19 protein-coding genes are annotated in these 22,239 nt (G+C 57.4%); 12 read left to right on the top strand and 7 right to left on the bottom strand.

What is annotated here, in order from left to right; translation table 11 throughout:
- Positions 1-136 precede the first annotated feature (136 nt).
- Complete coding sequence (locus tag Ga0074115_RS06485) at positions 137-2,524, top strand: hypothetical protein (protein WP_232432944.1); 2,388 nt, start codon at positions 137-139, stop codon at positions 2,522-2,524.
- Between the two features lie 8 nt (positions 2,525-2,532).
- Here Ga0074115_RS06485 and Ga0074115_RS06480 read toward each other — a convergent pair whose 3' ends face one another.
- Positions 2,533-4,518, bottom strand: coding sequence for a transglycosylase SLT domain-containing protein (locus Ga0074115_RS06480; protein ID WP_057956537.1), 1,986 nt, complete (start codon positions 4,516-4,518; stop codon positions 2,533-2,535).
- Between the two features lie 241 nt (positions 4,519-4,759).
- Here Ga0074115_RS06480 and Ga0074115_RS06475 point away from each other — a divergent pair, with 241 nt between their 5' ends.
- Together Ga0074115_RS06475 and Ga0074115_RS06470 are read left to right on the top strand one after the other, a co-directional pair.
- On the top strand, positions 4,760-5,218 hold the full coding sequence (locus tag Ga0074115_RS06475; RefSeq protein WP_057956536.1) for a PaaI family thioesterase: 459 nt from the start codon (positions 4,760-4,762) through the stop codon (positions 5,216-5,218).
- 52 nt (positions 5,219-5,270) lie between these two features.
- On the top strand, positions 5,271-5,711 hold the full coding sequence (locus Ga0074115_RS06470; RefSeq protein ID WP_057956535.1) for a tetratricopeptide repeat protein: 441 nt from the start codon (positions 5,271-5,273) through the stop codon (positions 5,709-5,711).
- A 2-nt stretch (positions 5,712-5,713) separates the two neighbouring features.
- Here Ga0074115_RS06470 and Ga0074115_RS06465 read toward each other — a convergent pair whose 3' ends face one another.
- Positions 5,714-7,558 (bottom strand): hypothetical protein, encoded by a 1,845-nt coding sequence (locus Ga0074115_RS06465; protein ID WP_060528341.1) that lies wholly within the window; start codon positions 7,556-7,558, stop codon positions 5,714-5,716.
- A gap of 588 nt (positions 7,559-8,146) precedes the next feature.
- Between Ga0074115_RS06465 and Ga0074115_RS06460 the strand changes: the two genes are divergently transcribed.
- Positions 8,147-8,806, top strand: a complete 660-nt coding sequence (locus tag Ga0074115_RS06460; protein ID WP_057956534.1) for a glutathione S-transferase family protein — start codon at positions 8,147-8,149, stop codon at positions 8,804-8,806.
- On the opposite strand, the gene Ga0074115_RS06455 is transcribed toward Ga0074115_RS06460, so the two are convergent.
- Positions 8,796-9,419: a thiol:disulfide interchange protein DsbA/DsbL gene (locus tag Ga0074115_RS06455; protein WP_057956533.1), complete on the bottom strand. Its 624-nt coding sequence runs from the start codon at positions 9,417-9,419 to the stop codon at positions 8,796-8,798. The genes Ga0074115_RS06460 and Ga0074115_RS06455 overlap by 11 nt on opposite strands.
- A gap of 145 nt (positions 9,420-9,564) precedes the next feature.
- On the opposite strand from Ga0074115_RS06455, the gene Ga0074115_RS06450 reads away from it, so the two are divergent.
- On the top strand, positions 9,565-9,774 hold the full coding sequence (locus tag Ga0074115_RS06450; protein ID WP_005962019.1) for a hypothetical protein: 210 nt from the start codon (positions 9,565-9,567) through the stop codon (positions 9,772-9,774).
- Between the two features lie 37 nt (positions 9,775-9,811).
- Positions 9,812-10,147, top strand: a complete 336-nt coding sequence (locus Ga0074115_RS06445) for an SET domain-containing protein (protein WP_005962021.1) — start codon at positions 9,812-9,814, stop codon at positions 10,145-10,147.
- Between the two features lie 6 nt (positions 10,148-10,153).
- Here Ga0074115_RS06445 and Ga0074115_RS06440 read toward each other — a convergent pair whose 3' ends face one another.
- Entirely contained in the window at positions 10,154-11,887 is a 1,734-nt protein-coding gene (locus tag Ga0074115_RS06440; protein WP_232432943.1) for a BatD family protein, read from the bottom strand.
- 204 nt (positions 11,888-12,091) lie between these two features.
- On the opposite strand from Ga0074115_RS06440, the gene recJ reads away from it, so the two are divergent.
- From recJ to Ga0074115_RS06425, 3 genes are read left to right on the top strand one after another with little or no spacing between them, the layout of a single operon-like run.
- The gene (recJ, locus tag Ga0074115_RS06435) at positions 12,092-13,813 is read left to right on the top strand and encodes a single-stranded-DNA-specific exonuclease RecJ (protein ID WP_057956531.1); all 1,722 of its coding nucleotides are present in this window, start codon (positions 12,092-12,094) and stop codon (positions 13,811-13,813) included.
- A complete protein-coding gene (gene yjgA / locus Ga0074115_RS06430; RefSeq protein WP_057956530.1) occupies positions 13,801-14,322 on the top strand; it encodes a ribosome biogenesis factor YjgA in 522 nt (173 codons plus the stop codon). The genes recJ and yjgA overlap by 13 nt, the downstream gene beginning before the upstream one ends.
- 53 nt (positions 14,323-14,375) lie before the next feature.
- Entirely contained in the window at positions 14,376-15,182 is an 807-nt protein-coding gene (locus tag Ga0074115_RS06425) for a GGDEF domain-containing protein (protein WP_060528340.1), read from the top strand.
- Here the strand turns inward: Ga0074115_RS06425 and gluQRS are convergent.
- On the bottom strand, positions 15,179-16,117 hold the full coding sequence (gene gluQRS / locus Ga0074115_RS06420) for a tRNA glutamyl-Q(34) synthetase GluQRS (protein WP_060528339.1): 939 nt from the start codon (positions 16,115-16,117) through the stop codon (positions 15,179-15,181). The genes Ga0074115_RS06425 and gluQRS overlap by 4 nt on opposite strands.
- A 35-nt stretch (positions 16,118-16,152) precedes the next feature.
- Positions 16,153-16,593 carry an RNA polymerase-binding protein DksA gene (gene dksA, locus Ga0074115_RS06415; protein WP_060528338.1) on the bottom strand — a complete coding sequence of 147 codons (441 nt, stop codon included), beginning with the start codon at positions 16,591-16,593 and terminating at the stop codon, positions 16,153-16,155.
- Positions 16,594-16,919: 326 nt separating this feature from the next.
- Here dksA and Ga0074115_RS06410 point away from each other — a divergent pair, with 326 nt between their 5' ends.
- From Ga0074115_RS06410 to Ga0074115_RS06400, 3 genes are all read left to right on the top strand, one after another.
- Positions 16,920-19,376: a cytochrome c3 family protein gene (locus tag Ga0074115_RS06410; RefSeq protein WP_060528337.1), complete on the top strand. Its 2,457-nt coding sequence runs from the start codon at positions 16,920-16,922 to the stop codon at positions 19,374-19,376.
- 229 nt (positions 19,377-19,605) lie between these two features.
- On the top strand, positions 19,606-20,901 hold the full coding sequence (locus Ga0074115_RS06405) for a peptidylprolyl isomerase (RefSeq protein ID WP_057957159.1): 1,296 nt from the start codon (positions 19,606-19,608) through the stop codon (positions 20,899-20,901).
- Positions 20,898-21,434, top strand: a complete 537-nt coding sequence (locus Ga0074115_RS06400) for a TlpA disulfide reductase family protein (RefSeq protein ID WP_060528336.1) — start codon at positions 20,898-20,900, stop codon at positions 21,432-21,434. Before Ga0074115_RS06405 ends, Ga0074115_RS06400 begins: the two co-directional genes overlap by 4 nt.
- 8 nt (positions 21,435-21,442) lie before the next feature.
- On the opposite strand, the gene Ga0074115_RS06395 is transcribed toward Ga0074115_RS06400, so the two are convergent.
- Positions 21,443-22,239 (bottom strand): HDOD domain-containing protein (locus Ga0074115_RS06395; RefSeq protein ID WP_232432940.1); only part of this gene is annotated, 797 nt, incomplete at its 5' end.

The following is a 22,239-nucleotide window of genomic DNA, read 5'->3' as shown; positions in this document are numbered from 1 at the left end:
CTTTCACTGGAGTGGGTGTCCGGCTTTTTCATAGACCTCAGGAAGTTAAGGCCTCTTTTTGAGAGCTGCTTCATGTTTTCGGGAAAAAAGCGAGGCAATGGGTTAACATCTCCAGACGTTTGGAATGTTCGGGGCGATGGGAGCACGACTGAACAAATTTTTTCACTGGCAACCGGAGAGGGAGGTCTTTTTAGAACCTCTGCACCGGTTTGCGCGTCCTGCAGTACGCTTTGATCGTCTGCAGATTGGCATCGATAACAAGCATATCGATGTTGCTCTCAGTCCAAAGGTTCTGAGTTCCGCCACTGAACTGGTGCGGCGTATGGTCCACGAGGACTTGGCCGCCAACGGTTGGGGCGAGGTGGGGGTGGAACCCACCGCAAAAGATTTCGATGCCTTCCGGGAAATCTACAGCGGCTTGATGGAAGTCGCCGTCGAGCGGGTGCATGATCGGGTTTCCGCGCCAGAGGTCATTCAGCTACTCCATCTGATCCTTCTGAAAATGCTGCTGGAGATGCCAGGGCGCGCCCTGGAGAACTTCCGCAACCAGCTGCAGCTGGATGCGGAAGGTTTCGCCACCCAGCTATCTGGCCGCAATCTGGAACTCCATGAAAGGCTGGTTGCACTGGCTAAGCTGGAGCCTGGGGTGCGCTATCGGACGCTGCGCCGGATTTTCAAAGTGGTACAGCGGCTGGAGTCCACCAACCTGCGCAAGTTGCGTAAATCAGTGCTAGGCGTCTCTTGGGATATCCCCAAACTAGTGCTGTTCAATCCGCTGTTGCATCTGTCGGGGTTCAGTTGTGAATCCCAGTTCATGAATCACTACCCGCTGCTCTGTATCGATGAGGACGAGGAGAACTACTTCGCTCTGACCAACCGCATTCTCTGCGAGCTGTTTGGGGATTATCTGCCAGGCTGGGCGATGCCAATGGCTGCACCAGCGCGGCGGCCCGACGGCAACAGTAAGCTGCAGATCTACGACCGCTCACAGGATGGCGCCTTCAACAGTTTTCTGGATGGGCAGCGACTGCTGGAACGGGCGCTGCAGAAGGAGGAGTACACTGGGCCCTCGGTCTCCTGGCTGGATGCACCGGATAACATCACAATGTTGATTCATCCGGTCAGGAGTGGCTGGTTTCTCTCGGATAAACCGTCTGATGAGGAGACCATCGTCCCCTGGCTCGACCCACACTGGCCGGAGTTTCAGCAACGTATCGGGACAGAGCTGTTCCAGCGGTTCATGAAGGCAGGTATCACTCGGCGAGCGATTGCTGCCTACCGTACCCCGCGAGTCTATCATCAGCTTGAGGGCCGGGTTCCGGTTCGTGAGGTCTATAACTATCTGGCAGGCACCATTCCCCGTCGTAGGCTGATGCGCCGGATTGCTGCCACTTCACCGAACCTTGATGCGGGAGAGACGATCAAAACTCTTGATATGGTTTCCAATCATATCCGGCGTATGTCTACGCTGCGTCAGCAAGAGTATGTGATCCGTTATCTGCGAGATTTCCTCAGCTTTCGCCGGGATCTCAAGCTCGCCTATTTTGCCAATCAGTTGATGAGCCAGATACGCTTGCTGACGGTGCCGGAGGAGATCAAGCTCTCCCGTGATAATGGTTCGCTCTACGAATTTCCCCTGCGGGCGGAGGTGGAGCCGGAGGGGCAGAAGATCCGCTCGCATGTCATCCTCAAGGCGGATGTCAGAGGCTCAACCGAGATCACTCGCCAGTTGCTAGCGAATCGCCTCAATCCGGCGACTCACTTCAGCATGAATTTTTTCGGACCGATTACCAAGCTGCTGGGAGATTTTGGTGCGCAGAAGGTTTTTGTCGAGGGTGATGCGCTGATCCTCACCATCTTCGACTACGATGGGGCATCCTTGCAATCGCTGGCGGTCGCGAACGCCTGCGGTCTGGCGCGTAAAATTCTCTCAGTGATGGATACCCAGAATACGCAGAACCGGGTGCACGGCCTGCCGGAACTCGAGTTGGGGCTTGGTATGGCCTTCAGTAACGACGCGCCGGCCTACCTTTATGACGAGCGCCGCAAGATCATGATCTCCCCGGCGATCAATCAGGCCGACCGGCTCTCCTCTTGTTCTGCTGAGTTGCGCCGCAGTGTGCACTGGAGACACCACAAGGAACATCGGGTGGAGGTGTTAACCGAGCAGTCGGAAGATGCCAAGCCGAAGCTGCTGCGTTACAACGTGAATGGCATCGAGCTCGATTCGCCGGCGTTTCTCAAGCTGAAGTCAGAGCTGGCGCTGCATCGGGTGCGGATCAGGGACAAGGCAGGTAACCCCCATTACTATCATGTGGGACGGTATCTCGACCGACTTGGAGCAACGCATTGGTTGGTGGTCAGGGAGGCGCCGGTGATGGTCTGGGAAGGAGATGTGACCGGTGACCTGGATCCGGAAGGGCGTCAGTTCTATGAGGTGATCACCAACCCGAAAGTGATCGCGCGGGTACGCTCCAAGCTAAGCACCAAGAGCCGGGTGGCGAGTACCGGCACATCTGGCTAATACCCCATTCAACTCTCCTGATCTGAGATCTTGGCCGATATCGGCCGGCTCCAGATCTCTGGCAACTGCTCCGGGGTATCGCCCAAGCGGTGAAAATAGATCATGGTGTAGGCCATCACCCGCTTGAGATACTCACGAGTCTCGCTAAAAGGCACCGTTTCAATCCAGACATCCGCCGGCTGTTCCTGGCTGGGCAGCCATTGCGCCACACGGTGGGGGCCTGCATTGTAGGCGGCGGTGGCAAGAATCGGATTCCCCCGCATCTTGCGAAATACGCTGTCGAGGTACCTGGCGCCGAGGCGGATGTTGGTCTCCGGCTGGTACAACTCGTGCTTATTCATCAGGCGCTGCCCCTGCCTTCTGGCAACCGTTTTGGCAGTGAAGGGCATCAACTGCATCAGGCCCAGCGCGCCGGCGCTGGAGCGTGCGTCGGGGACGAAGGCGCTCTCCTGCCGCAAGATGGCGAAGATCCACGCGGTTTCAAGGTTGAGTGCTTCTGCCTGTTGGTTGATCAGGCTGCGATAGGCGAGGGGGAAGCGCAGTTCAAGATCGTTCCAGTGGTGGATCTTCGCCAAAGTGAAGATCGCCTGGGATGGCCACTCCCACTGTCGGGCTAACTCCGCTGCCACCAGCAGCTGTGAGTGACTGGCCCCGCGCAGGGTAAAGTTCCACTCTCGACGCGCCTCGAGATGACGCCCCAGTATCTTAAGCTCCCGGGCTCGTTGCATGCCGGACAGGTGGCTGAGTCTCGCCAGCTCAGCCTGATCCACTTGTAACGATTCATGCTCCATGTTGAGTGGATTGCCGAGCCTGTCGGAGGCGAGAAAGCCATAGTAACTGCGGTTCTTTGCCAGATCCTTTAGCAGTTTCACGCCCTTCTTTTTCTGGCCAATTTCAATCAGTGCGCGTGCCATCCAGTAGCGCCAGCGTTGTTGCTGCTGTTCAGGCTGTGGCAGCTGTCGGATGGTGCCGATGACCCGCTCCCAGTTGTGTCGTTCCAGGGCAATGCGGAACTGCTTGTCGGAGAGTGTGGGGTCGAGTTTGAGGCTTGGCTTGATTGTTTCGAAGAGTGTCTCAAGACCATCACCAGGCTGTTTGGCCAGATGAGTGGCGAGGCTGCGGATAACATTGAGCTTCTGCTTGTCGCTATAACCGGGGTGCCTTAGTTCAGCCTGCCAGAGCATGAAGGCCCGCTTCGGGTTGTGGCGGGCGAGGCGGCGGATCCCATGGGCGAGGATGGCGTTGCGATAGGGGTGTGTTTTCTTTAGATAGGGATGGTTGATGAGGCGCTGAGGTTTGTGGTGGATCTCAATCCAGAATTCCACCCAGGGACGCTCATCTTCGCTGAGAAATCGTCGCAGATAGCGGGTCAGACGGATCTGGCCGGCGTTCATGGCTAGTTCGATGCGTTGCCAGACCAAGTCCTCATCCAGAAGTCCAGCTTCCTGCCAGGCTTTGAAAACCGGGTCACAAGCCTTGGGGCGGGAGCGGCCGTGGAGCCAGATATCTTCTACTTTCTGGAATGCTTGTGCCGATTGGCCGGTTTCGATCAGAGCCCTGAGACGATGGCAGCGAAGCGTTATGTTGCCGTTAGATGGGGTTGAATAGTCGAGATACTGCTGCCATCTGTTGTGTTTTGCCAATAAACGCAGCCATCTGTTGCGCAGTTGTTCGCTCAGGGGGGTGTCGGCGAATTCTGCCAGAAAGCGCTGGACTGCGGCACCCGATTGCAAGCGCAGGGAACCTTGCAGTTCACTGTGTTTGAGATAGGGGTAGAGTGGATAGTCTTTGAGTTGCTGCTTAAGTTGTCTGTAGCGGCTCATCCGGCCGGCCTTCAGGGCGGCTTCGGCTGCAATAAAAATGCTGCGCTGTTCGTCGTTTGCCGGCGTTGCCGGATCCCTTTGGCTGGCAGGTGCTAGCAGGGGCAGTAGTAAAACGAGGGTCAGAGCGATTCTGGATCCACCCGTAAAAAAGGGGAGGTGCTTGAGACTCATCGCATTTTCCTTGCGGGGTGGCTATGGGAGGAATGATTCCGTTCATCATTTTGTTGATGCTGGCCGGTTAGCGCTCTTCTTTCCCTAATAGTAGATAACAGAGATCATCTGCCCCAAGGGCTGGGTATCGGAGATGATCAGATCCAGTCTGCTAGACTGGCGCAGCCGTCGATCATTCTTTCCTGAAGAACCCATGAGATTTGGGCGGATCTATTTGTCTTGTTGAGTGATATAAACAGATATGACACGTAGTAAACTGCTGAGTGGGTCACACAATTCACCTGAACGGCGTCTCGAGCGCTTCGCCCCGTTCCACAGCATGGGGGTAAAGGTTTTAGAGCTGGGACGCGGGGGACGGGATGTGCGTATCCTGCTGCCGCTGAATCAACATAACTGCAATCCTGGCGGAAGTATGTTTGGTGGAGCGATAGCGGCACTGGCGGATCCGGTTCCAGCGCTGGCCTGCAACCGCATCTTTCCTGGCTATTCGGTCTGGACCCGACAGTTGCAGATCGATTTCCGTCGTCCTGGAGTGGCGGATCTTGAGTTGCGGTTCGATTTTCCCCCTGGGATTGAAATGCAGATCGGCGAAGAGCTGGAGCGCATAGGGCGGAGTTCCCCGCTGTTTGAATTTGGTCTATACCTGCCTGGCGGTGAGATCTGTGCCTGGGTCCAGAATCGAGTTGCGATGCGCTCTTAGTAGCAGAGCGGGCTTGGTGGATCGAAATAGTTATGATCAGAAGAGGAATAAGATGAGTAATATCGACAACGGTCTGGATATGGAACTGAGCAGTGGCATTGCGGCTTATGAGACGAAGTTTTTCGATCGGGCAGTCAAGCTCCTGTCGCCCTTGGCAGAGGAGGGTAATCCAGAGGCCCAGTACCGCATGGCGATCATGGCCCAAAATGGGTTAGGTATGGTGGTGAATGAGCTGATGGCCTACAAAAATATGAAAGCGGCGGCAGATGCTGGGCATGGCATGTCGCAGCACGGCCTGGGCTTCATGTATCTTGAGGGCGAATGCGTCGAGAAGAACGAAGAGAAGGCGGTCTTCTGGTTTCGGAAGGCGGCTGAGCAGGGGTTAGCTGGCTCCCAGGCAACGCTCGGCATGCTCTATAAGGAAGGCCGGGGGGTGGAGAAAGATCCGGAGGAGGCGCGGCGCTGGTACAAGTTGGCCGGCTTTGATGAGTGATTCTATATGACCGACCAGATGTTCTCGAAGTCTGAGTCTTCATTGATCTCCCGGTCATGGCTGTCGCCGGTGTCGTGATCCACATAGGTGAACTGGAACTGGGAGATTGCACCAGTCGACTCCAGTAGACGGGTAAGCTTTATCTTGTACTGATTGCCGCCATTATCGAGCAGTAGTTTGTTGCCGACATTGAAGGGGTAGTCAGGTCCGATAAAGCTGGCGGGTTGACCGGAAGTTCCGACCTCAGGCAGCAGCAGGCATTCATGGGGGTGCGCATTAGGAATGCCATCTGCTTGGGCGGAGATGGCAACGGCATTTGGCGCGATCATCTGCAGGCCAACCTGCAGACGGTCGGCTGAGATGTTTTTCATCCAGCGAACCAGCCCCACGCCAAACTGGCCGCTGCTGGATGCAGACTGTATGCCGATAAGTTCCCCTACCTTGACGGCGGGGGGATTACTGCCGCGCCAGTCGATACAATAACCACCGGCACTCTCGTTGACGGTGCGGAATATGTGAGTATCGATGGATGCATTGGTGGTGGTGGCTTGCCCCCAGATTGGTTCGACCGGTTCAGGTTCGCGCTCATCTCGCGAGTTGGGGCCAAACTCCTCAAAACCGCTGCGCCGGACATCTTTGCGAGGGGTGTCGATAGGAATCAGGGTAAAGCCAGAGGTAGCGCTATCCGGTGGCGGCTGTAGTGAACTGTCTCCGTCGAATTTGTTGCTGATCCAGTTCATATCCTCCTGTAGACGCTCAGCATTCTGTGCCTTGGAGGAGGCCTCCTCTGTTTTTAACAGGCCATAGATTGCTGCGAGCCCAACTGCGATGCGTAGTTCGAAATTCAGTTTGGTGCGGACGAACTCGCGTTGGGGGGCGGTAGTCCAGAGGCTGATCAGTTGTTGAAGTAAGCCTTTGGAGTAACGATCTGCGCCGATCAGCAGTCCACTGTCGGCAAAGCTGCTGTGCTCATCGTCGAAATGGTCCTGGAGTTTCTCGATCAACTGGCGGGTATCCAGCAAAAGAATGCGGTGTTCGGCTGAAACCTCCATCAGCGAATGGTGAGCTGGCTGCAGATCTGCATCCTGCCGAACCACAAAACAGGCCTCTGGCGGCGCCTCGCCCTGATTGTAGAGGCGTGCGTATTGACTCCATTCCATCAGGTCCTTGTAGAGATAGCGATTGTCTGCCTGGCGCAGCTTGTAGGGAGAAGCGAGCGCGTAAAGCAGCACCCGCAGGTAGATCTGTTCAATGGTCGAGCTTTCGGGCTCACCCTCCACGATGTCTTTGACCGGAAGCGCATGGAGGCTGTAGCGGCGGGCAAGCCGGTGGAGTGTGTGCAACTCCCGCCAGATTCTGGAGGGGTAGGGCTCGTAAACCAGTGCGGACTGATGCAGGACCGCTGACAGGTAGATCATTGCTCTGTGAATCGCAACGCCCAGCACCTTCTGGTCTGACTTGTCGCTGGCCGAGTTGAGTAGGTCCTCCACCACGCACTTGTAGGCGGTGGCAAGCTCGTCACAGAGCTCACGGCTTAGCAGGGCGATCTTCCGTGCTTTGCCCGACAGGGGAAAGCCGACGTTGATGAAGTGTTTTTCGAGGTTGGAGCAGATGTAACGAACTGGTTCGCGGAAGGCCTCGACACTCATCATCCGCTCTTTGGGATGGATGAGCGCGCGATTGAACTCCATCAGTGCCTTAAATACACGACGGGATGTTTCACCGATGTTGGCGACAGGAAGTCGTTCAGCCCAGACTTTTACTTCTTTTGCATTTGCATAGAAGGGTTTTGTGTCGGGCTTGATCTGATCCGGAATTTTGAAACCGACTCGGCTTGCTTTTGCCATCGCGTAACAGGATCTCTCGCTCTGGGAATAGGGCCTTCACCCTAGTCTTTCCCGCCAATCCAAACCTTGCCCACTCCGATTGCGGTGGTCTCGTTCAATACGAAGGGATAAGAATCTACTGCGCCGGACAATGATACCACTCAAGAGTTGGGCGCCTACAAACTGTTTGTCGTCAGGAAGTCTTAATTCATTAGAGATTTTTTCTTCCCGTCATTGCCTCTCTGCTGCTCGCAAACCAACAGAGTGATCCTGGGTGGTTTGGGTTGTTCGAGGTGTCGGTCCAGCCCGCTCCGGTCCGCAAGATCCCTCGTTGGAAGCATCTCCAGCGCTATTTCCAACATGCCTGAATATACTGTAGTAGGGGATTGATCGTAAGGGAAAATTTTCTTCAGGTCACCTTTTTGTGATGGGGTTTTAGCTTTCTTCCGTGCCGGTGGATGGAAGAAAAAGAGGGTGTCGATGAAAATCTCAGTTGCTCACAGTTGGATGGATTGGAAGACTCTGCGCGGATGGTTCGAATCGGTTGGTAGATTCCCATGACTCACCTCTGAATAGATGCTAAAAAGAGCCAAAGTAGCGGGAGGAGCCATGGTCCTGAGATTGATTAGTTTTGTTCTTTGCCCTTTTGCCCAGCGAGTCGTTATCACGCTCAAAGAGAAGGGGGTCGATTTCTCACTGGAACATATCGACTTGGCAGCGCCCCCTGACTGGTTTGCACAGCTCTCCCCGTTGGGCAAAGTGCCGCTGCTGGAAGTGGACGAAACCCTGCTGTTTGAGTCTTCGGTGATCATCGATTACCTCGATCAGGTCCATGCACCGAAAATGCAGCCAGAGGATCCCCTCGAGCGAGCGCAGCATAAAGCATGGATCGAATATGGCTCAGGTCTGTTGCTGGATCAGGCATCGGTTCTGCATGCCAAGGATGAAACTGACTACCAGAAAAAACTTGAGGCGTTTCAGCAGAGTCTTAGCCGCCTGTCTGATCCTGTGGCAGAGCGCCTATTTGGCCAGACCGAGCGTTTTTTGCTTATCGATGTGGCCTATGCCCCGCTGTTCATGCGTATCGCGCTGATGGCGGAGTGGCGCCCGGAATGGCGGGAGCTTGTGCCGCCCTTGCTGCAACCCTGGCAGCGCCGATTGCTCGACAGGCCCTCCGTGGCCCAGTCGGTGGTGGGTGATTTTGCCCTTCGCTATCGGGAGTTCTTCTTAGCCAAGGGCTCATGGGTGATGGGGCAGATCAAGGCTTGAGAGTTGCCTGCTCTTTGGCAACCAGTTCATCCATGATCTTGAACATCTTGGAATAGGTGCCGGCAAGGCTGCCGCTGGTCTTATATTTGCCGTTGATACCCACCGCGGGTACGCCGTCCAGGGCGAAGCGCTGTCCTAGCTTGCGTGCCTGTTGCACCTTTACATGTACACCGAAGGAGTTCCAGGCGTCGGTGAACGCCTTGCGATCGATACCCTGTTCCACGGCAAAATCGATCAGTGCCTGTTTGGTGTAGAGTTTGCGATGTTTTTTGTGCATCGCATCAAAGAGTGGCTTATGCAGTTGATCCAAGACGCCAAGAGCCTCTGCTGCATAGAAAAACTGGGAATGCACAGTCCAACGCGGGTTGAGCGGTGCTGGAATCAGACGGAACTCCACATTCGCGGGGAGCTTTTCCGTCCATTTCTCCATCGCTGGCTCGAGATCGAAACAGTGGGGGCAGCCATACCAGAAAAACTCCACTACCTCGACCTTGTCGGCCTTGCCTGTAGGGATTGGAGGATCGACTGGATCCCAGCCCTCTCCCCATTCAGCGCTGACAGATTGAAAAGCGATGAGTGCGATGGTCAATAAGAGACGTCTGCTCCAAGTCATTTTTTCTACCCTGCTTGTTTTGACGAAGAAACCGGCTATTCAACCGGGTTGGAGATCGGATTGCTACTGTAGTTCCTGGGAATTTATCAGAATGCCACAGGCTTTGGTTATAATTCTCCGCCCACTGGATGAACGGTAGCTGAACGTGAGCGCTGCAAAGATTGATCAAAGTGTGGAGCAACTCTGCCTGAAGGGCTGTAGTTCGGTGCGTGAAGATATCAAGCGATTGACCGCTGGTGTGGTGCTGCCAGAAGTGCGCGATCTTGATCTGGATGGCCGTGCTGCGGTGCTGAAAGAGCTGCAGGCGATCATGGCGGTCTATGGTGATGCCTGCCCAATCGAACGCTCCGGTTGATCTGGCCTCTCTTCGTTAACCGGAACAACACGCTCCGATGGCAAAAAAACAACACAGCAAACTCGGTTCCCGGGTCTATAAAGCCGCTTCAACAATTCACGGCGTTGGCCTGTTTGCCAAGCAGGCGATCAGTGAGGGGGAGTATATCGGTACCTATGAAGGTCCCAAGGCAAAACGCGATGGCACCTACGTGCTCTGGGTGTTTGAAGAGGGTAAAGAGCCAGTCGGCCGCAGTGGTCGCAACCTGCTGCGCTACCTCAACCATCAGGATGAGGGCAACGCGGAGTTCGACGGTTTTGACCTATACGCCCTGCGCGACATCGAGCCGGACGAAGAGATTACCTTCGACTATGGGGGTTGGGAGGAGGAGTGATCGTCCTCAGGGGTTGAGTGGCACCAGCGCTGCTTCCTGCTTCTGCTCAGCGGCCTTCCGGCTGTGGGGTTTCAACAGCTGTTCAGGATCATAATCCATCCACGCATCATCTGCCTGTGGAGCGTAGAAGGTTCGGTCGAGAGCGTTGATCGCCGCTGACACTGCAGGTTTGCAGCGCTTGCCGAGTCGATTGAGATTGCTGGGGGGCTGCTCCGGCCACTGCGCCTCACCCCACCGCAGCCAGGCGATCCGTGCCGCCTCCCGGTCACGCTGCCGGTAGGCATTCAGGAGCTGCTGTAGTAACTGCTCTTCAGAGGGCGGAGGCGCTGTCGGAGGTACTGCGGGCGCATTGGCTGGCTTCTGAGCGGGATGGCGGCGCTGGCTCAGATACCAGGCCCCCAGAGTCGCCAGCCAGCCGATGGCCAGCAGCCAGAGCAGCCAGAGCAGCCAGAGCAGCCAAGTGTATCCGGATGCGTTTGTTTCAGCTGCGACAGCTGGCCTCTCGGGCTCTGCCTCTTCTTGAGGTGTTGGTGATCCAGGCGCTGTGGAAGGGAGTGGACTCGGTGTGCCTGAGGCCGCCAACACCCTGATCTTGCGCCTGGGCAGACGGGCGATCTCCTGCTGGTCGGTTTCGGTGTTCCACCAGGGGATCTCGATGGGCGGCAGCTCATACTCCCCCGCCTCGCTGCCGATCAGGGTCAGGCTTAGCGTGCGGCTGGCCGAGATACCCGATGGGCTGGGAGTCTCCTGAGACTGTGGCCGGTCGGGATACTGTTTCAACCCCGTCGGCAGCTCGAACTCCAGATTTGGTAGCTGGGCGGTGGTGAGGCCGTCAGCAAACAGCATGATCTGGCGCTGCAGCGGTTTGCCGGAGATTACAGACTCGTTGTTGCCCGCACCGTTCTCAACGATCTGCAGGTTCTTGGCTGGCAGCCAGTGCTTGCCGGTGAACGTCGCCGGAATGGAGCGGATCATTACCGCCACATCGTCCGATACGACCCGCAACACACGCCTTGCAGATAGGCCCTGTGCCTGCGGATTCTGCAGCCAGTTGAAGATCGACTGGCTCCCCCCGTTGCTGCCGCGAAACTTCACGCCGCCGAGCTTCAGCTCTCCCGGTTGATAGGCAAACACCGAGTAGCGCTGCTCCACCAGCTGGTATTCGATGCCGTCACGCCGAGTGTGGGAGCGGTTGCTGGAGAGCTGCCGGATCACCGTGTCGCTCAGGTTCGCCTGAGGCGCTGAGAGTTGCTCGCCGCGCACACCTTCGGCCATCAGCAGTCTCACGGTGAGGATGATCTCCTGCTGAGGATAAGCCGAGTCGTGATCGACCTGCAGCTCGATGAAGGCTTGGGAGTCGGCCTCTGCGCTGGTTGCTGCCGCTGATTCGCTCACTTCCAGGCTGAGCGGCTGGCTTGTTTCGCTACCCACCTGAATCGGCGGGATTTCAATCTGGCCCAGATGCTTGGGCAGCAGCGTCAGCCTCAACTGGCGCTGTTGCGAGACCTGGCCATTGATGATGCTGACACTCTGCTGGTGGGCCTGCCCCTGGATCTCAAAATGCTCCTGCAGTTTCGACAGCTCGGGTGTGGCGTCATTCTGACCCCGGATGACGATGGTGAGGGTGAACAGCTCATCCAGCGCCACACTGGAACTTGAGAGGTGCGCCGAGACCTCTGCCTGCAGCGGCGGGCTCAGCATCACCAATAACAGAAGGAACAGCAGATTGCGCCAAGCCATCGCGGCGCATCGGGGGAATCGGCTCATCATCTCCATAGGTACTTCGGGGCCAGCAATAGAAACTCTCGAGGGACGCTTCGCTTTGACCAAAAACTCCCCCATGAGTTCGGCGGCATCGTTATACTTTGGGTCTTAGCCATACCTCTCGTCCGATGAAATTCAGAGGGCGGACCATACACGATTTTGCATATCGGGAAGAGCCCATTGAAGATCAGCCGGCGTACCGCTGCCAACGGTGAAGACGAACTGCCCGAAACCCTGCATCCGGTGTTGCGACGGGTCTATCTGGCCCGTGGGGTGACGACTGCGGAGGGACTTGGTCTTGGATTGGAGCAGTTGCTGCCCGCCGCCGGCCTGAAAGGGATCGAGGCCGCAGTAGCACTGTTGGAGTCGGTACTGGAGGCGCAGGGGCGTATCCTGGTGGTCGGGGACTATGATGCGGATGGTGCCACCAGCACTGCCCTGGCATTGCTGGTGCTGCGGGCGTTTGGCTGCGAAAAGGTCGGTTATCTGGTGCCCAACCGGTTTGAATTCGGCTACGGTCTGAGCCCGGAGATTGTCGAACTGGCGGCTAGGCAGCAGCCGGATCTGATTATCACCGTCGACAACGGTATCGCCAGCATCAGCGGTGTGTCGCGGGCTGCCGAGCTGGGCATCCCGGTGCTGGTTACCGATCACCACCTACCTGGCGAGCAGCTGCCGGCGGCCGCCGCCATCGTCAACCCGAATCAGCCAGGGGATGGTTTCGCCAGTAAAAATCTTGCTGGGGTTGGGGTGATCTTCTACCTGCTGGTCGCGTTGCGTGCCCGGCTGCGCCAAGCGGGCTGGTTTGAACGCTGTGGCCTGGCCGTGCCGAACATGGCGGAGTGGCTCGATCTGGTTGTTCTCGGCACAGTGGCCGATCTGGTGGTACTGGATCAGAACAACCGCATCCTGGTGGAGCAGGGCCTGCGGCGTATCCGTGCTGGTCGCTGTCGGCCAGGGATCGAGGCGCTGATCCGGCTGGCGGGCCGGGATCAGTCGCGGCTGGTGGCCTCCGATCTGGGCTATGCCATTGGTCCGCGGCTGAATGCGGCGGGGCGGCTGGAGGATATGGGGCTGGGTATCGAGTGTCTGCTGGCCGATGATCCTTCGGCCGCCCTGCAGATGGCGGTGGAGCTCGATCGGCTCAACCGTACGCGGCGTGAGATCGAGCAGCAGATGCAGGAGCAGGCGCAGCAGTTGCTGCAGCAACTTCATCGAGAGATGCAGGGCGAGATCCCGCTCGCCCTCTGCCTCTATGATCCCGACTGGCATCAGGGAGTGGTGGGGATTCTGGCCTCGCGTATCAAGGAGAAGTATCATCGTCCGGTGATCGCCTTTGCCGATGGCGGGGATGGCATCCTCAAGGGCTCGGCCCGTTCGGTGCCAGCGTTGCACATCCGCGATCTGCTGGAGCGCATCGCCTCGCGTCATGCAGGATTGATCGAACGCTTTGGCGGCCATGCCATGGCGGCCGGGCTGAGTCTGACGAAGCAGAATCTCGAACGTTTTCGTCAGGCCTTTGAGGCAGAAGCCGCCGATTGGCTCGATCCCGCTGAGCTGGTAGGGGAGCTGCTCTCTGATGGTGAGCTCGAGGCCGAGGCGCTGGGGCTTGAACTGGCGCAACTGCTGCGCCAGGCTGGTCCCTGGGGGCAGGGCTTTCCCGCGCCGCTGTTTGATGGCTGGTTTCAGGTGTTGCAGCAACGGGTGGTGGGTGAACGTCATCTGAAGCTGCGGCTGCGTACCGAGCAGGGCGACGCTGAGCTGGATGGCATCGCCTTCAATCAGGCGGAGATAGGTGAACTGGCGTCGCAGGTGCGACTCGCCTACCGGCTTGATGTGAATGAATTCCGGGGCAGAGTGCAGCCTCAGCTTGTGGTGGAGTATATCCAATCAACGACTTAGACGATGATGCGACCGAGGCGGCGGCTGAAGAGGAGCTGCCCAGCAAGAGCCAGGTCAAACGGGAGTTGCTGGCGTTGCAGCAGCTGGGTGAGCGGTTGACCCGTTTGAGCCCGGAGATTCTGCGGCGCATGCCATTGAACAATGAGTTGCAGGCGGCTCTGGAGGAGGCGAAGCGGATTCGTTCCCATGGTGCGCTGCGGCGTCACTATCGTCGCCTGGGCAAGCTGCTGCGGCATGCTGAACTGGATGCGATTCAGCAGGTGCTGGATGAGCTCGATAACAAACACAGCGGTGAGGTGAATCGCTTTCACGCCCTGGAGCGTTGGCGCGAACGGCTTATCGAGGGTGACAGTCAGGTGTTCGGCAGCTTTTTTGCGGAGTATCCCGGGGCTGATAGGCAGCGTCTACGGCAGTTGATCCAGGCTGCACGCAAAGAACGTGAGGCGGAGAAACCGCCGCTAGCCTATCGTAAACTTTTTAAATGCCTGCGGGAGATCGCCGGGCTTTGAGTCGGCAGATGGCGCAGCAGGTCGCCTCGTCATCAGGGGAGAAGTAGGGCGCGATGCGTGAACTGATCATAAAGCTAGGACGCTTCTGGGTGGTGCTGGGTATTACCCTGGTCTCGATCCTGCTCTCACTGACGGCGGCTTGGGTGATGATGGAAGTGACCGGAGTGCCGCAGCAGGATTTCTTGCCTCGTGCCCTGCCGATCGCGGTAATCGTACTTGCGCTGGTGGCGCCGCTGGCCAGTTGGTATCTGGTCGGCCTGTTCATTCGGGTTCACTCTCTCGAGGCGGAGATGCGGCAACTCGCCAGTTTTGATGAGTTGACCGGGGTGCGTAACCGACGCTCATTTCTCGATCTGGCGAGTAGCTATTTCGAGGTCGCCCGACGCAACCAGCAGGTCTTCTCTCTGCTGTTACTCGACCTCGACCACTTTAAGTTCGTCAACGATAACCACGGCCATCTGGGGGGCGATGCGGTGCTGCGGCAGCTGGGGCGGCAGTTTCTTGACATCACCCGCAAGAGCGACATGCTGGGCCGTTTCGGTGGTGAAGAGTTCATCTTTCTGCTGCCAGAGACCGGCGCGGACGAACTGAGTCACTTCACTGAGCGGCTGCATGGGGTGATTCGGGATGATCCGATTGACTGGGAAGAGCAGCAAATCCATGTGACTGCCAGCATCGGCATTACGGTCTTCGACCAGGAAAATTGTCCCGAAAGTCTCAATCTACTCATCAAGCAGGCCGACGATGCGCTCTATCGGGCGAAGCGCGAGGGGCGCAACTGTTCCTGCCGTTACAGCCCCACCCTGGCGCAGATGCGCTGGTCGGATGAGCCGAAACGGGCGAATGGTGAGACTCCCTAACAAAGTTGGGATGGCAGGGCGGCGAGTTTTTTAGGCACGGCAGCCATCGACCAGTGACAGATCGCCCACTCCCAGAACTCGTCAAGCCCGAGCGGTGGCTCCGACGGCATTGGCTGGCCCAGGTGGACGAGCGCCAGCAGTAGTGCCGGCAGCGGCTTGCGCGCATCGACCGGGGCATCTCCCGACTGCTTGCTGAGTTTGCGTCCTGTTCGGTCGACCACCAGCGGCAGGTGGGCAAAGGCGGGAGCGGGGAACTCCAACAGTTGCTGAAGGTGGATCTGGCGTGGTGTCGAGAGCAGCAGGTCGGCGCCGCGCACCACCCGGGTGATGCCCTGCAGGGCATCGTCGACTACCACCGCCAGCTGGTAGGCGTGGAAACCATCGGCACGGCGTACCACAAAATCGCCTATTTCCTGTGCGAGTCGTTGGAATTGTGGGCCTTGTACCGCATCGTTGAAGCGGGTGGCCTGATCGAAGGTGCGCAGGCGGATGGCCCGTGCCTGGCGTCCGGGCGGTAGCCCGCGGCTGCAGGTGCCCGGGTAGATCGCGCCCTCGATCCCTTGGTTGGCGGCCAGGTTGATCTCTTTGCGGGAGCAACCGCAAGGGTAGGCCAGATCCGCCTGCAGCAGCAGATTCAGGTGATGGGCGTAGAGGTCACTGCGCTGGCTCTGGTAGAGCACCGTGCCATCCCATTCAAAGCCGAACTGCTCAAGGGTGCGCAGGATCTCATCGGCAGCGCCTGTGACTGCCCGGGTCTGGTCCAGGTCCTCGATGCGCACCCGCCAGCTACCCCGGTTGGCGCGAGCATCCAGATAGCTGCCGAGGGCGGCGACCAGCGAGCCGAAGTGGAGCGGCCCGGTAGGGGAGGGGGCAAAGCGTCCTCGGTAGCGGGGCGTGCTGGCAGTTTTTTTCATGGGGAAAGAAAAAACCGGCATAAGCCGGTTTTTTATGCGGGTTGGCTGACGGGGGATCAGATCATCTGCTTCTCGCGAATCTCGTCGAGAGTCTTGCAGTCGATACACTGGTCTGCAGTGGGGCGGGCCTCTAGGCGACGCACGCCGATCTCGACACCGCAGGATTCGCAATAGCCGTATTCGTCGTTCTCCAGCTTGGTCAGCGCCTCGTCGATCTTCTTGATCAGCTTGCGCTCGCGGTCGCGGGTACGCAGCTCGAGGCTGAATTCAGACTCCTGGGTAGCGCGGTCATTGGGATCGGGGAAGTTGGCGGCCTCGTCCTGCATGTGGTGCACGGTGCGATCCACCTCTTCCATCAGCTCTTTTTTCCAGGCTTGCAGGATGTGCTGGAAATGCTCCACCTGCGCCTCATTCATATACTCTTCGCCTTCTTTGAACTCATACGGTTCGAAGCCAAACGCACCAGCACTGCTATCAGTGGCTTTCTTGTCGGCCATTCATGGACTCCTGCAAAACCCTCTTTGGTGAAGGGGGCTATCTATACCAGAAAGATCTGGGAGAGACAACTTCTGTCGACGTAAAATTGAGGTGTCTTCCCGGTCGTTTGAACTGCCCTAGACATGGCATGTCAGTACATGAAATAAGCAATTTATAATATTGTAACTATATGTATTCTCTAGTTAAATTGCAGTAAACCCCTATTTCTGTTACAAAACCCCTTGCCCCAGCAATGAAGTAAATAACAGGGGCATAGTCTGACCTTTTTTATACAATATCCCTGCATTACGCGCGGGATTTAACGAGATACCAAGAGGGGTTTCCAATGGGCAGAAATGTCATAGCTCTCACTGCGCTTAGCGTCGCGGTGATGGCGGGCTGTACGACCCAACAGCACGCTGATACGGCGGCGCCGGAAGAGGCGGTTAAAGCGGTTAAACATGTCGCCAGCGCCGGATTCAAGCGCTATCAGGGGCCGATCGTCGCTGCTGATCCCAGCAAGCCGAAAAATGACTACAACATCACCATCAACTACGAACTCGGTATGCATTGTACCGGTTTCGACTTCACTTACTGCTGTGTGTTGCCGCCATACAACTCGGTCCAGTCCCAGGTGATCAAGACCGCGACTGGCAAGAAGAAGTATCCGGAGATGTTGGAGGCCGACGAGAAAGATCCCGCCGTCCTGGTTGACGGCAAAAAGCGCTTCAAACTCGCCTATGGCCATGTGGACAATACCTACGCTGAAGGCAACAAGCTGAAGTATTGGGACGTCACCTACGACGTCAACGGTGACGGCAAATATGGTGACAATGAGAACGTTGCCAATGCTTACTTTACCCACCTCTACGTTTATAAAGACCTGAAGGGCACTAACCCGGAAGGCACCAGCGCAGACGCGAAGAAGGCCTTCGTCGGCATCCAGATCCCGGTGCCACGTGACAATGGTCCGGCCGGCGCTGCTGTAGCCAGCCCCCTGAATGGTGGTCATCTGCACTACACCGGCGAGGTTGGCACTAAAGTCTTCACCAAGTCCCCGGTGCTGGATAACGTGCCGATCGTGCTGACCAATCCTGGCATCTGGGATGCCCTGGGCCTGCCGCTGACGCCATTCACCGACTCTGCCGCCGCCAAGGATCTGCTGGAACTGGTCGAGACCGACATCCAGCCCTTCCAGGAGGCCTGGGTTAGCCTGATGCATGCCGACTCCGGTAAGCCGGTGCTCGACAGCCACAACGGTCGTCCGATTACCTTCGTTGGTACCAACCCGATCGATGTGCCTAACTGTGCCAACTGCCACGGCAATGAAACCGCCAACGGCGATAAGTACGCCCTGTACAAGCAAGAGAAGGCATTCTGGAAAGGCTTGGGCGCCTCCGACTGGATCGCCAACTTGAAGGCCACCTCGGTCTCCATTCTGGAGATGCACGACGATCACAACGGCACCGACTTTCTGAAGAACTACAATCCCAACAGCCGTTCTACGGATAACCGTCTCGGCCGTGATCCTGTGCTCTGTCAGAAGTGTCATGCCGACAACGTCATCGGCGTGCTTCAATCCAAATCGTTCAAGGACCCCAAGACCGGCAAGGAAAAAGTGGTTCCAGCTCTGACTGAGGCGATACATTCGGTACATCAGAAAGCCGTGCCCATGCCTGACTCCCAGGGTCGCACCGCGGCCTGTCAGGGTTGCCATCCGTCGCATCGTCAGGACGGCAATATGGATATGTATCCGATCACCCCGGATGGCAAAAACGCTTACGCCGATAAGGATAACCGCGATGCGGCAGGCGGCTGCTATGTGGGACGTGACGTGCACTCCAATCCTGGTAAGGATACAGACGGCGTAGAGACCCCCGAGCACCTGAATGCCATTGGTGAATGGATGCAGGCCAATGTCTCTGGTATCGGCAATGACAAGGGCGGCAAAGGCCTCTGGTGTACCAACTGCCACAGCCAGCTCTCTCGTGAACTCTACCAGCGTGACAACCTGACCAACGCCTTTAAACATGAAGGCAAGACCCTGCGCAACAAGTCCCTGTCCGAGATCGCCAAGGGCATCGGCATCAGCATGGACAAGCTGAAGGCGATGATGGATCCCAAAGTGGTGCTCAACGACAAGGGTGAGGATACTCCCGGTAAGTCTGAGATCCTCCACACCTGGGCCAAGGATCGTATGGTGCCCGACATCGCGGTGATCGCGCTCAAGGGTGACGGTCCGATGGTCAACAAGGACGAGGATGGCGACATCAACGTGGTACCGCTCTCTGCCAATCCGGCAGTGGACATCGCCTCGCTGAAGCTGCCTGAAGGTGCCACCGGTGCCGCTGCGGTTCCTTATGACGCAGCTACCCATGGCCGCGATTACTGGCTCTCTCCTGGTCAACCTCATTGTGCGGATTGTCACGAAGCCCCCTTCGTTGAAGGTCAGGGCGGCGTCGCCTTCCCCATCAACCAGCCCGGCAAGCACAGCCTGATGCGCTACTCTAAGGGCCACGCGGGTCTCGCCTGCCAGTCCTGCCATCAGTCGATCCATGGTCTCTATCCGGTCACCCCGGGTACCGACATCACCACCTATCGCCAGGCTCCGCAGTACAACCCGGACGGCTCTCACGGTCCCTTCCGCTGTGCTGCCTGCCATGAGGTGAACGAGAATGGTGTGCCCTGGATTGCGGATGAAGAGGAGTACAAAGGCAAGCCGATCATGAAGGATTACGACACAGCCGTCTCCTGGATGCATGAATCCGCACCCGACCTGGGAGGCGCGATCCCTGACGAGTGATCAATAGAGCACTCGGAAATAGCCGGGCAGGGATGCCCGGTGGGATCAAATCCCATCCACTGATTAAGGAGAGCGGGGCGTAAGCCCCGCCTTCTTTATCTAGACCCCGCTTTTTTACACTAGCCCACTGCGTAAGCTGGCTGCTGTAAAAGAGTTGCAGCTCAATGGCCTAAAAGCCATTCCACTACCCCGTTAAAACCGCCATTTCAGTGGCAGACAGGACCGCTCCATGCAGATTATCAAACTATTCAAACACCACCTCATCGCCGTCGTACTGTTGGCCGCTACTCAGAGCCATGCCTCAGCAGATGCCCGTGCTGGAGATGAGCAGATTCTCGCCACGGTGGGCGATCTCACCGTTACCGCCAGCGACCTGCGCTCCGCCATGGCCAGTTCTCCCTTCGCTACCCAGTTCCCATCCATGGAGCGAGGTGATCAGGCGGCCCTGCGTGGCACCCTGGTGCAGCGGTTGGTGGTATCGCGCCTGCTCTATCTGGAGGCAGAGCGGCTGGGTCTCGAGCAGAGCGAGCGTTTCAAAACTGAATTGGAGAATTTTCGCCTCGGGCTCCTCTATCGCCACTACATGGACAGGCTGCGCGAGCAGCTGACTCTGCCGGCAGAGCTCAGCGCCAGCATGCAGCAGCAGCTCGGCAATGATCCGGACGCATTGGCCGGTGCCCGTTCCGCCTGGCTTGCCGACAGCTATCGTAATATCCGCTATCTGACCATTCAGCAACTGCGGGACAAATATAAAGTGGTGCTGTTCGAGGACCGTATTGTCCCCGGCAGAATACAGCCCGATACCCTGCTGCTGGAGGGGAACGGTATCCAGATCAGATACGCTGATATTGTACGCAACCAGCCTAGCGCACCCAGCAACCCAGGTTGGATCAAGAATCAACTCTACAAACGTGCTGAGATGATGGTGGTGGCCAAGGCTGCGGAGGAAGAGGGGGTTGATGTCAGCGAATGGGTCGCAAGCTTTGCTCGGGAGCGTCTGCCAGCGATGCTGATCGAACAGAAACAGCAGGAGTGGGCCGGTGATGAGGCGACCCTACGCGCCTTTTTCGAGAAGAATCCTCAGCTGGGGCGCATCCAGGAGCGTCGGCATATTGGTCAGCTGGTCGTTGCAAGCCGCGAGCAGGCAGAGGCCCTGCGCGAGCAGATCCTCAACGGCAAGAGCTTGTTTGAGCTGGCGGCAGAGCACAGCATTGATCCTTACGGCAAGGCCCGCAGTGGCGATATGGGCTGGGTCAAGGAAGGCAGTGGCCATCCCGCGATTGAACAGGCGCTGCAGGGACTTGAGGATGAACAGGTTAGCGCAGTGATTGAGACCCCGCTGGGTTACCATCTGGTGACAATCCTGGAACGTCGCCCGGGCGGACAAAAAATCTTCGCTAGCATCCGTGACAAGGTTCGTCAGGCGCTGATCGCGCAGCGGATGGCCAGCTATACGACCGAACTGGAGGCGCGCTACAAGGTGGTTTGGAATCTGGTCGATAAGCAGCAGGCTAAACCGGAATGAGAGAGCTGCAACAGATTCTCCGTCCCTCGTTATCACTCAGCCTGTTGCTGGCGCTGCTGCTGTGGGGCTGTAGCTTGGGGCTCGCTGCGGCGCCTGGACAACCGCCACAGATTCCTGATGAGCGTTATCAGGACCTTCAGGGTAACTGGCATAACCTGCGCGAGTGGCAGGGCAAGGTCGTCATCCTCAACTTCTGGGCCACCTGGTGCGCTCCTTGCCAGTACGAGATCAAGGATTTTGTCCGTTATCAGGCATCATACGGTGATGCCGGACTGCAGATAATTGGTCTGGGGATGGACGAGGCGCGCCGCCTGAAAAACGTTAAACGCTCGCTCGAGATTAACTATCCGGTACTACAGGCCGACCCGAAAAATACCCGTGAGTTGCTCGCCAGCTGGGGCAATCGCAGGGGCACCATTCCCTACTCGGTGATCTTCGATCGGCAAGGTCGGGTGGTGCGGGCCCACATGGGGATCATCGACGATCAGCTGTTTGGGCGGCTGATTCTGCCGCTGTTGGAGAAGGGGGGCTGATTGCCTGTTCAGAACAGGGCAGTCGCCACCGCAGCTGAGCTCTCGAGCATTGCGGCACTCTGGCTGACTGAGTCTGCTGGCAGGCCGAGGCGTGCAAAGGCGGGTACGCGGTCACGGTCGATAGCTGTCTGCGGCTGGTCGGACTCCTCCTGGGTGAGGATGTTGGCGGCCTGCACCAGATCGACGAGATCGACCGATTCATCGTCCCGCTCGCTATATAGCTCTTGCTGCGCTCTCGTTACAGCAACAATAGCTGGATCGAATCGCCACAACCTGAGCAGATTTTGCCCCAACTTCCCATGTAATTTGCTTAGTAGCTTGTCCAGCAGCTTGCTGTTTTCAACTAGTTCCGGGTAGTCCGCTGCCTTTGTGATGATTGGAATCTGCCCGACATTCTGTACCAGCCCGGCGACCAAGGCCGTGTCGGGATCAAGATCGGTATAGGTCTTGGCGAGGGTGGCGGCGGTGGAGCCTACCTTCACCGAGTGCATCCAGAGTCGCTCCATGCGCAACTCGATCGCCTTATTCGGCGAGTGGAATACCTCATGCGTGGAGACTGCATAGACGGCACTTTTGACCTTTTGAAAGCCAATGCGGGTAATTGCCTGTTTGATCGATGAGACTGGATTCACCCCCCGGTAGAGGGGACTGTTGGCGTAGCGTATCAGGCGCGCGGTCAGAGCGGTGTCGCGGGAGATTACCTTGACCTGTAGTAGTTCAGACCTGATCTGACACCTGACTTGAAAAGAGTGAGGGTTACCGGTTTTGATGGAAGTGCTAACTGACCATCGAAACCAAAGAGGTA

Source organism: endosymbiont of Ridgeia piscesae (assembly GCF_001443665.1).
GTDB lineage: Bacteria > Pseudomonadota > Gammaproteobacteria > Chromatiales > Chromatiaceae > Endoriftia > Endoriftia persephonae.
Note: the sequence above shows the minus strand (reverse complement) of the source record. Positions and strands in the feature narration are given on the sequence as shown.

Bases quoted from the DNA above. Each gene is read 5' to 3' on its own strand.
- Ga0074115_RS06410 (WP_060528337.1), top strand. From the start codon at position 16,920: ATGGGCAGAAATGTCATAGCTCTCACTGCGCTTAGCGTCGCGGTGATG.
- Ga0074115_RS06480 (WP_057956537.1), bottom strand. From the start codon at position 4,518: ATGAGTCTCAAGCACCTCCCCTTTTTTACGGGTGGATCCAGAATCGCT.
- dksA (WP_060528338.1), bottom strand. From the start codon at position 16,593: ATGGCCGACAAGAAAGCCACTGATAGCAGTGCTGGTGCGTTTGGCTTC.
- Ga0074115_RS06475 (WP_057956536.1), top strand. From the start codon at position 4,760: ATGACACGTAGTAAACTGCTGAGTGGGTCACACAATTCACCTGAACGG.
- Ga0074115_RS06440 (WP_232432943.1), bottom strand. From the start codon at position 11,887: ATGGCTTGGCGCAATCTGCTGTTCCTTCTGTTATTGGTGATGCTGAGC.
- Ga0074115_RS06460 (WP_057956534.1), top strand. From the start codon at position 8,147: ATGGTCCTGAGATTGATTAGTTTTGTTCTTTGCCCTTTTGCCCAGCGA.
- Ga0074115_RS06465 (WP_060528341.1), bottom strand. From the start codon at position 7,558: ATGGCAAAAGCAAGCCGAGTCGGTTTCAAAATTCCGGATCAGATCAAG.
- gluQRS (WP_060528339.1), bottom strand. From the start codon at position 16,117: ATGCCGGTTTTTTCTTTCCCCATGAAAAAAACTGCCAGCACGCCCCGC.
- Ga0074115_RS06470 (WP_057956535.1), top strand. From the start codon at position 5,271: ATGAGTAATATCGACAACGGTCTGGATATGGAACTGAGCAGTGGCATT.
- Ga0074115_RS06400 (WP_060528336.1), top strand. From the start codon at position 20,898: ATGAGAGAGCTGCAACAGATTCTCCGTCCCTCGTTATCACTCAGCCTG.
- Ga0074115_RS06405 (WP_057957159.1), top strand. From the start codon at position 19,606: ATGCAGATTATCAAACTATTCAAACACCACCTCATCGCCGTCGTACTG.
- Ga0074115_RS06485 (WP_232432944.1), top strand. From the start codon at position 137: ATGGGAGCACGACTGAACAAATTTTTTCACTGGCAACCGGAGAGGGAG.
- Ga0074115_RS06455 (WP_057956533.1), bottom strand. From the start codon at position 9,419: ATGACTTGGAGCAGACGTCTCTTATTGACCATCGCACTCATCGCTTTT.
- Ga0074115_RS06425 (WP_060528340.1), top strand. From the start codon at position 14,376: ATGCGTGAACTGATCATAAAGCTAGGACGCTTCTGGGTGGTGCTGGGT.
- Ga0074115_RS06445 (WP_005962021.1), top strand. From the start codon at position 9,812: ATGGCAAAAAAACAACACAGCAAACTCGGTTCCCGGGTCTATAAAGCC.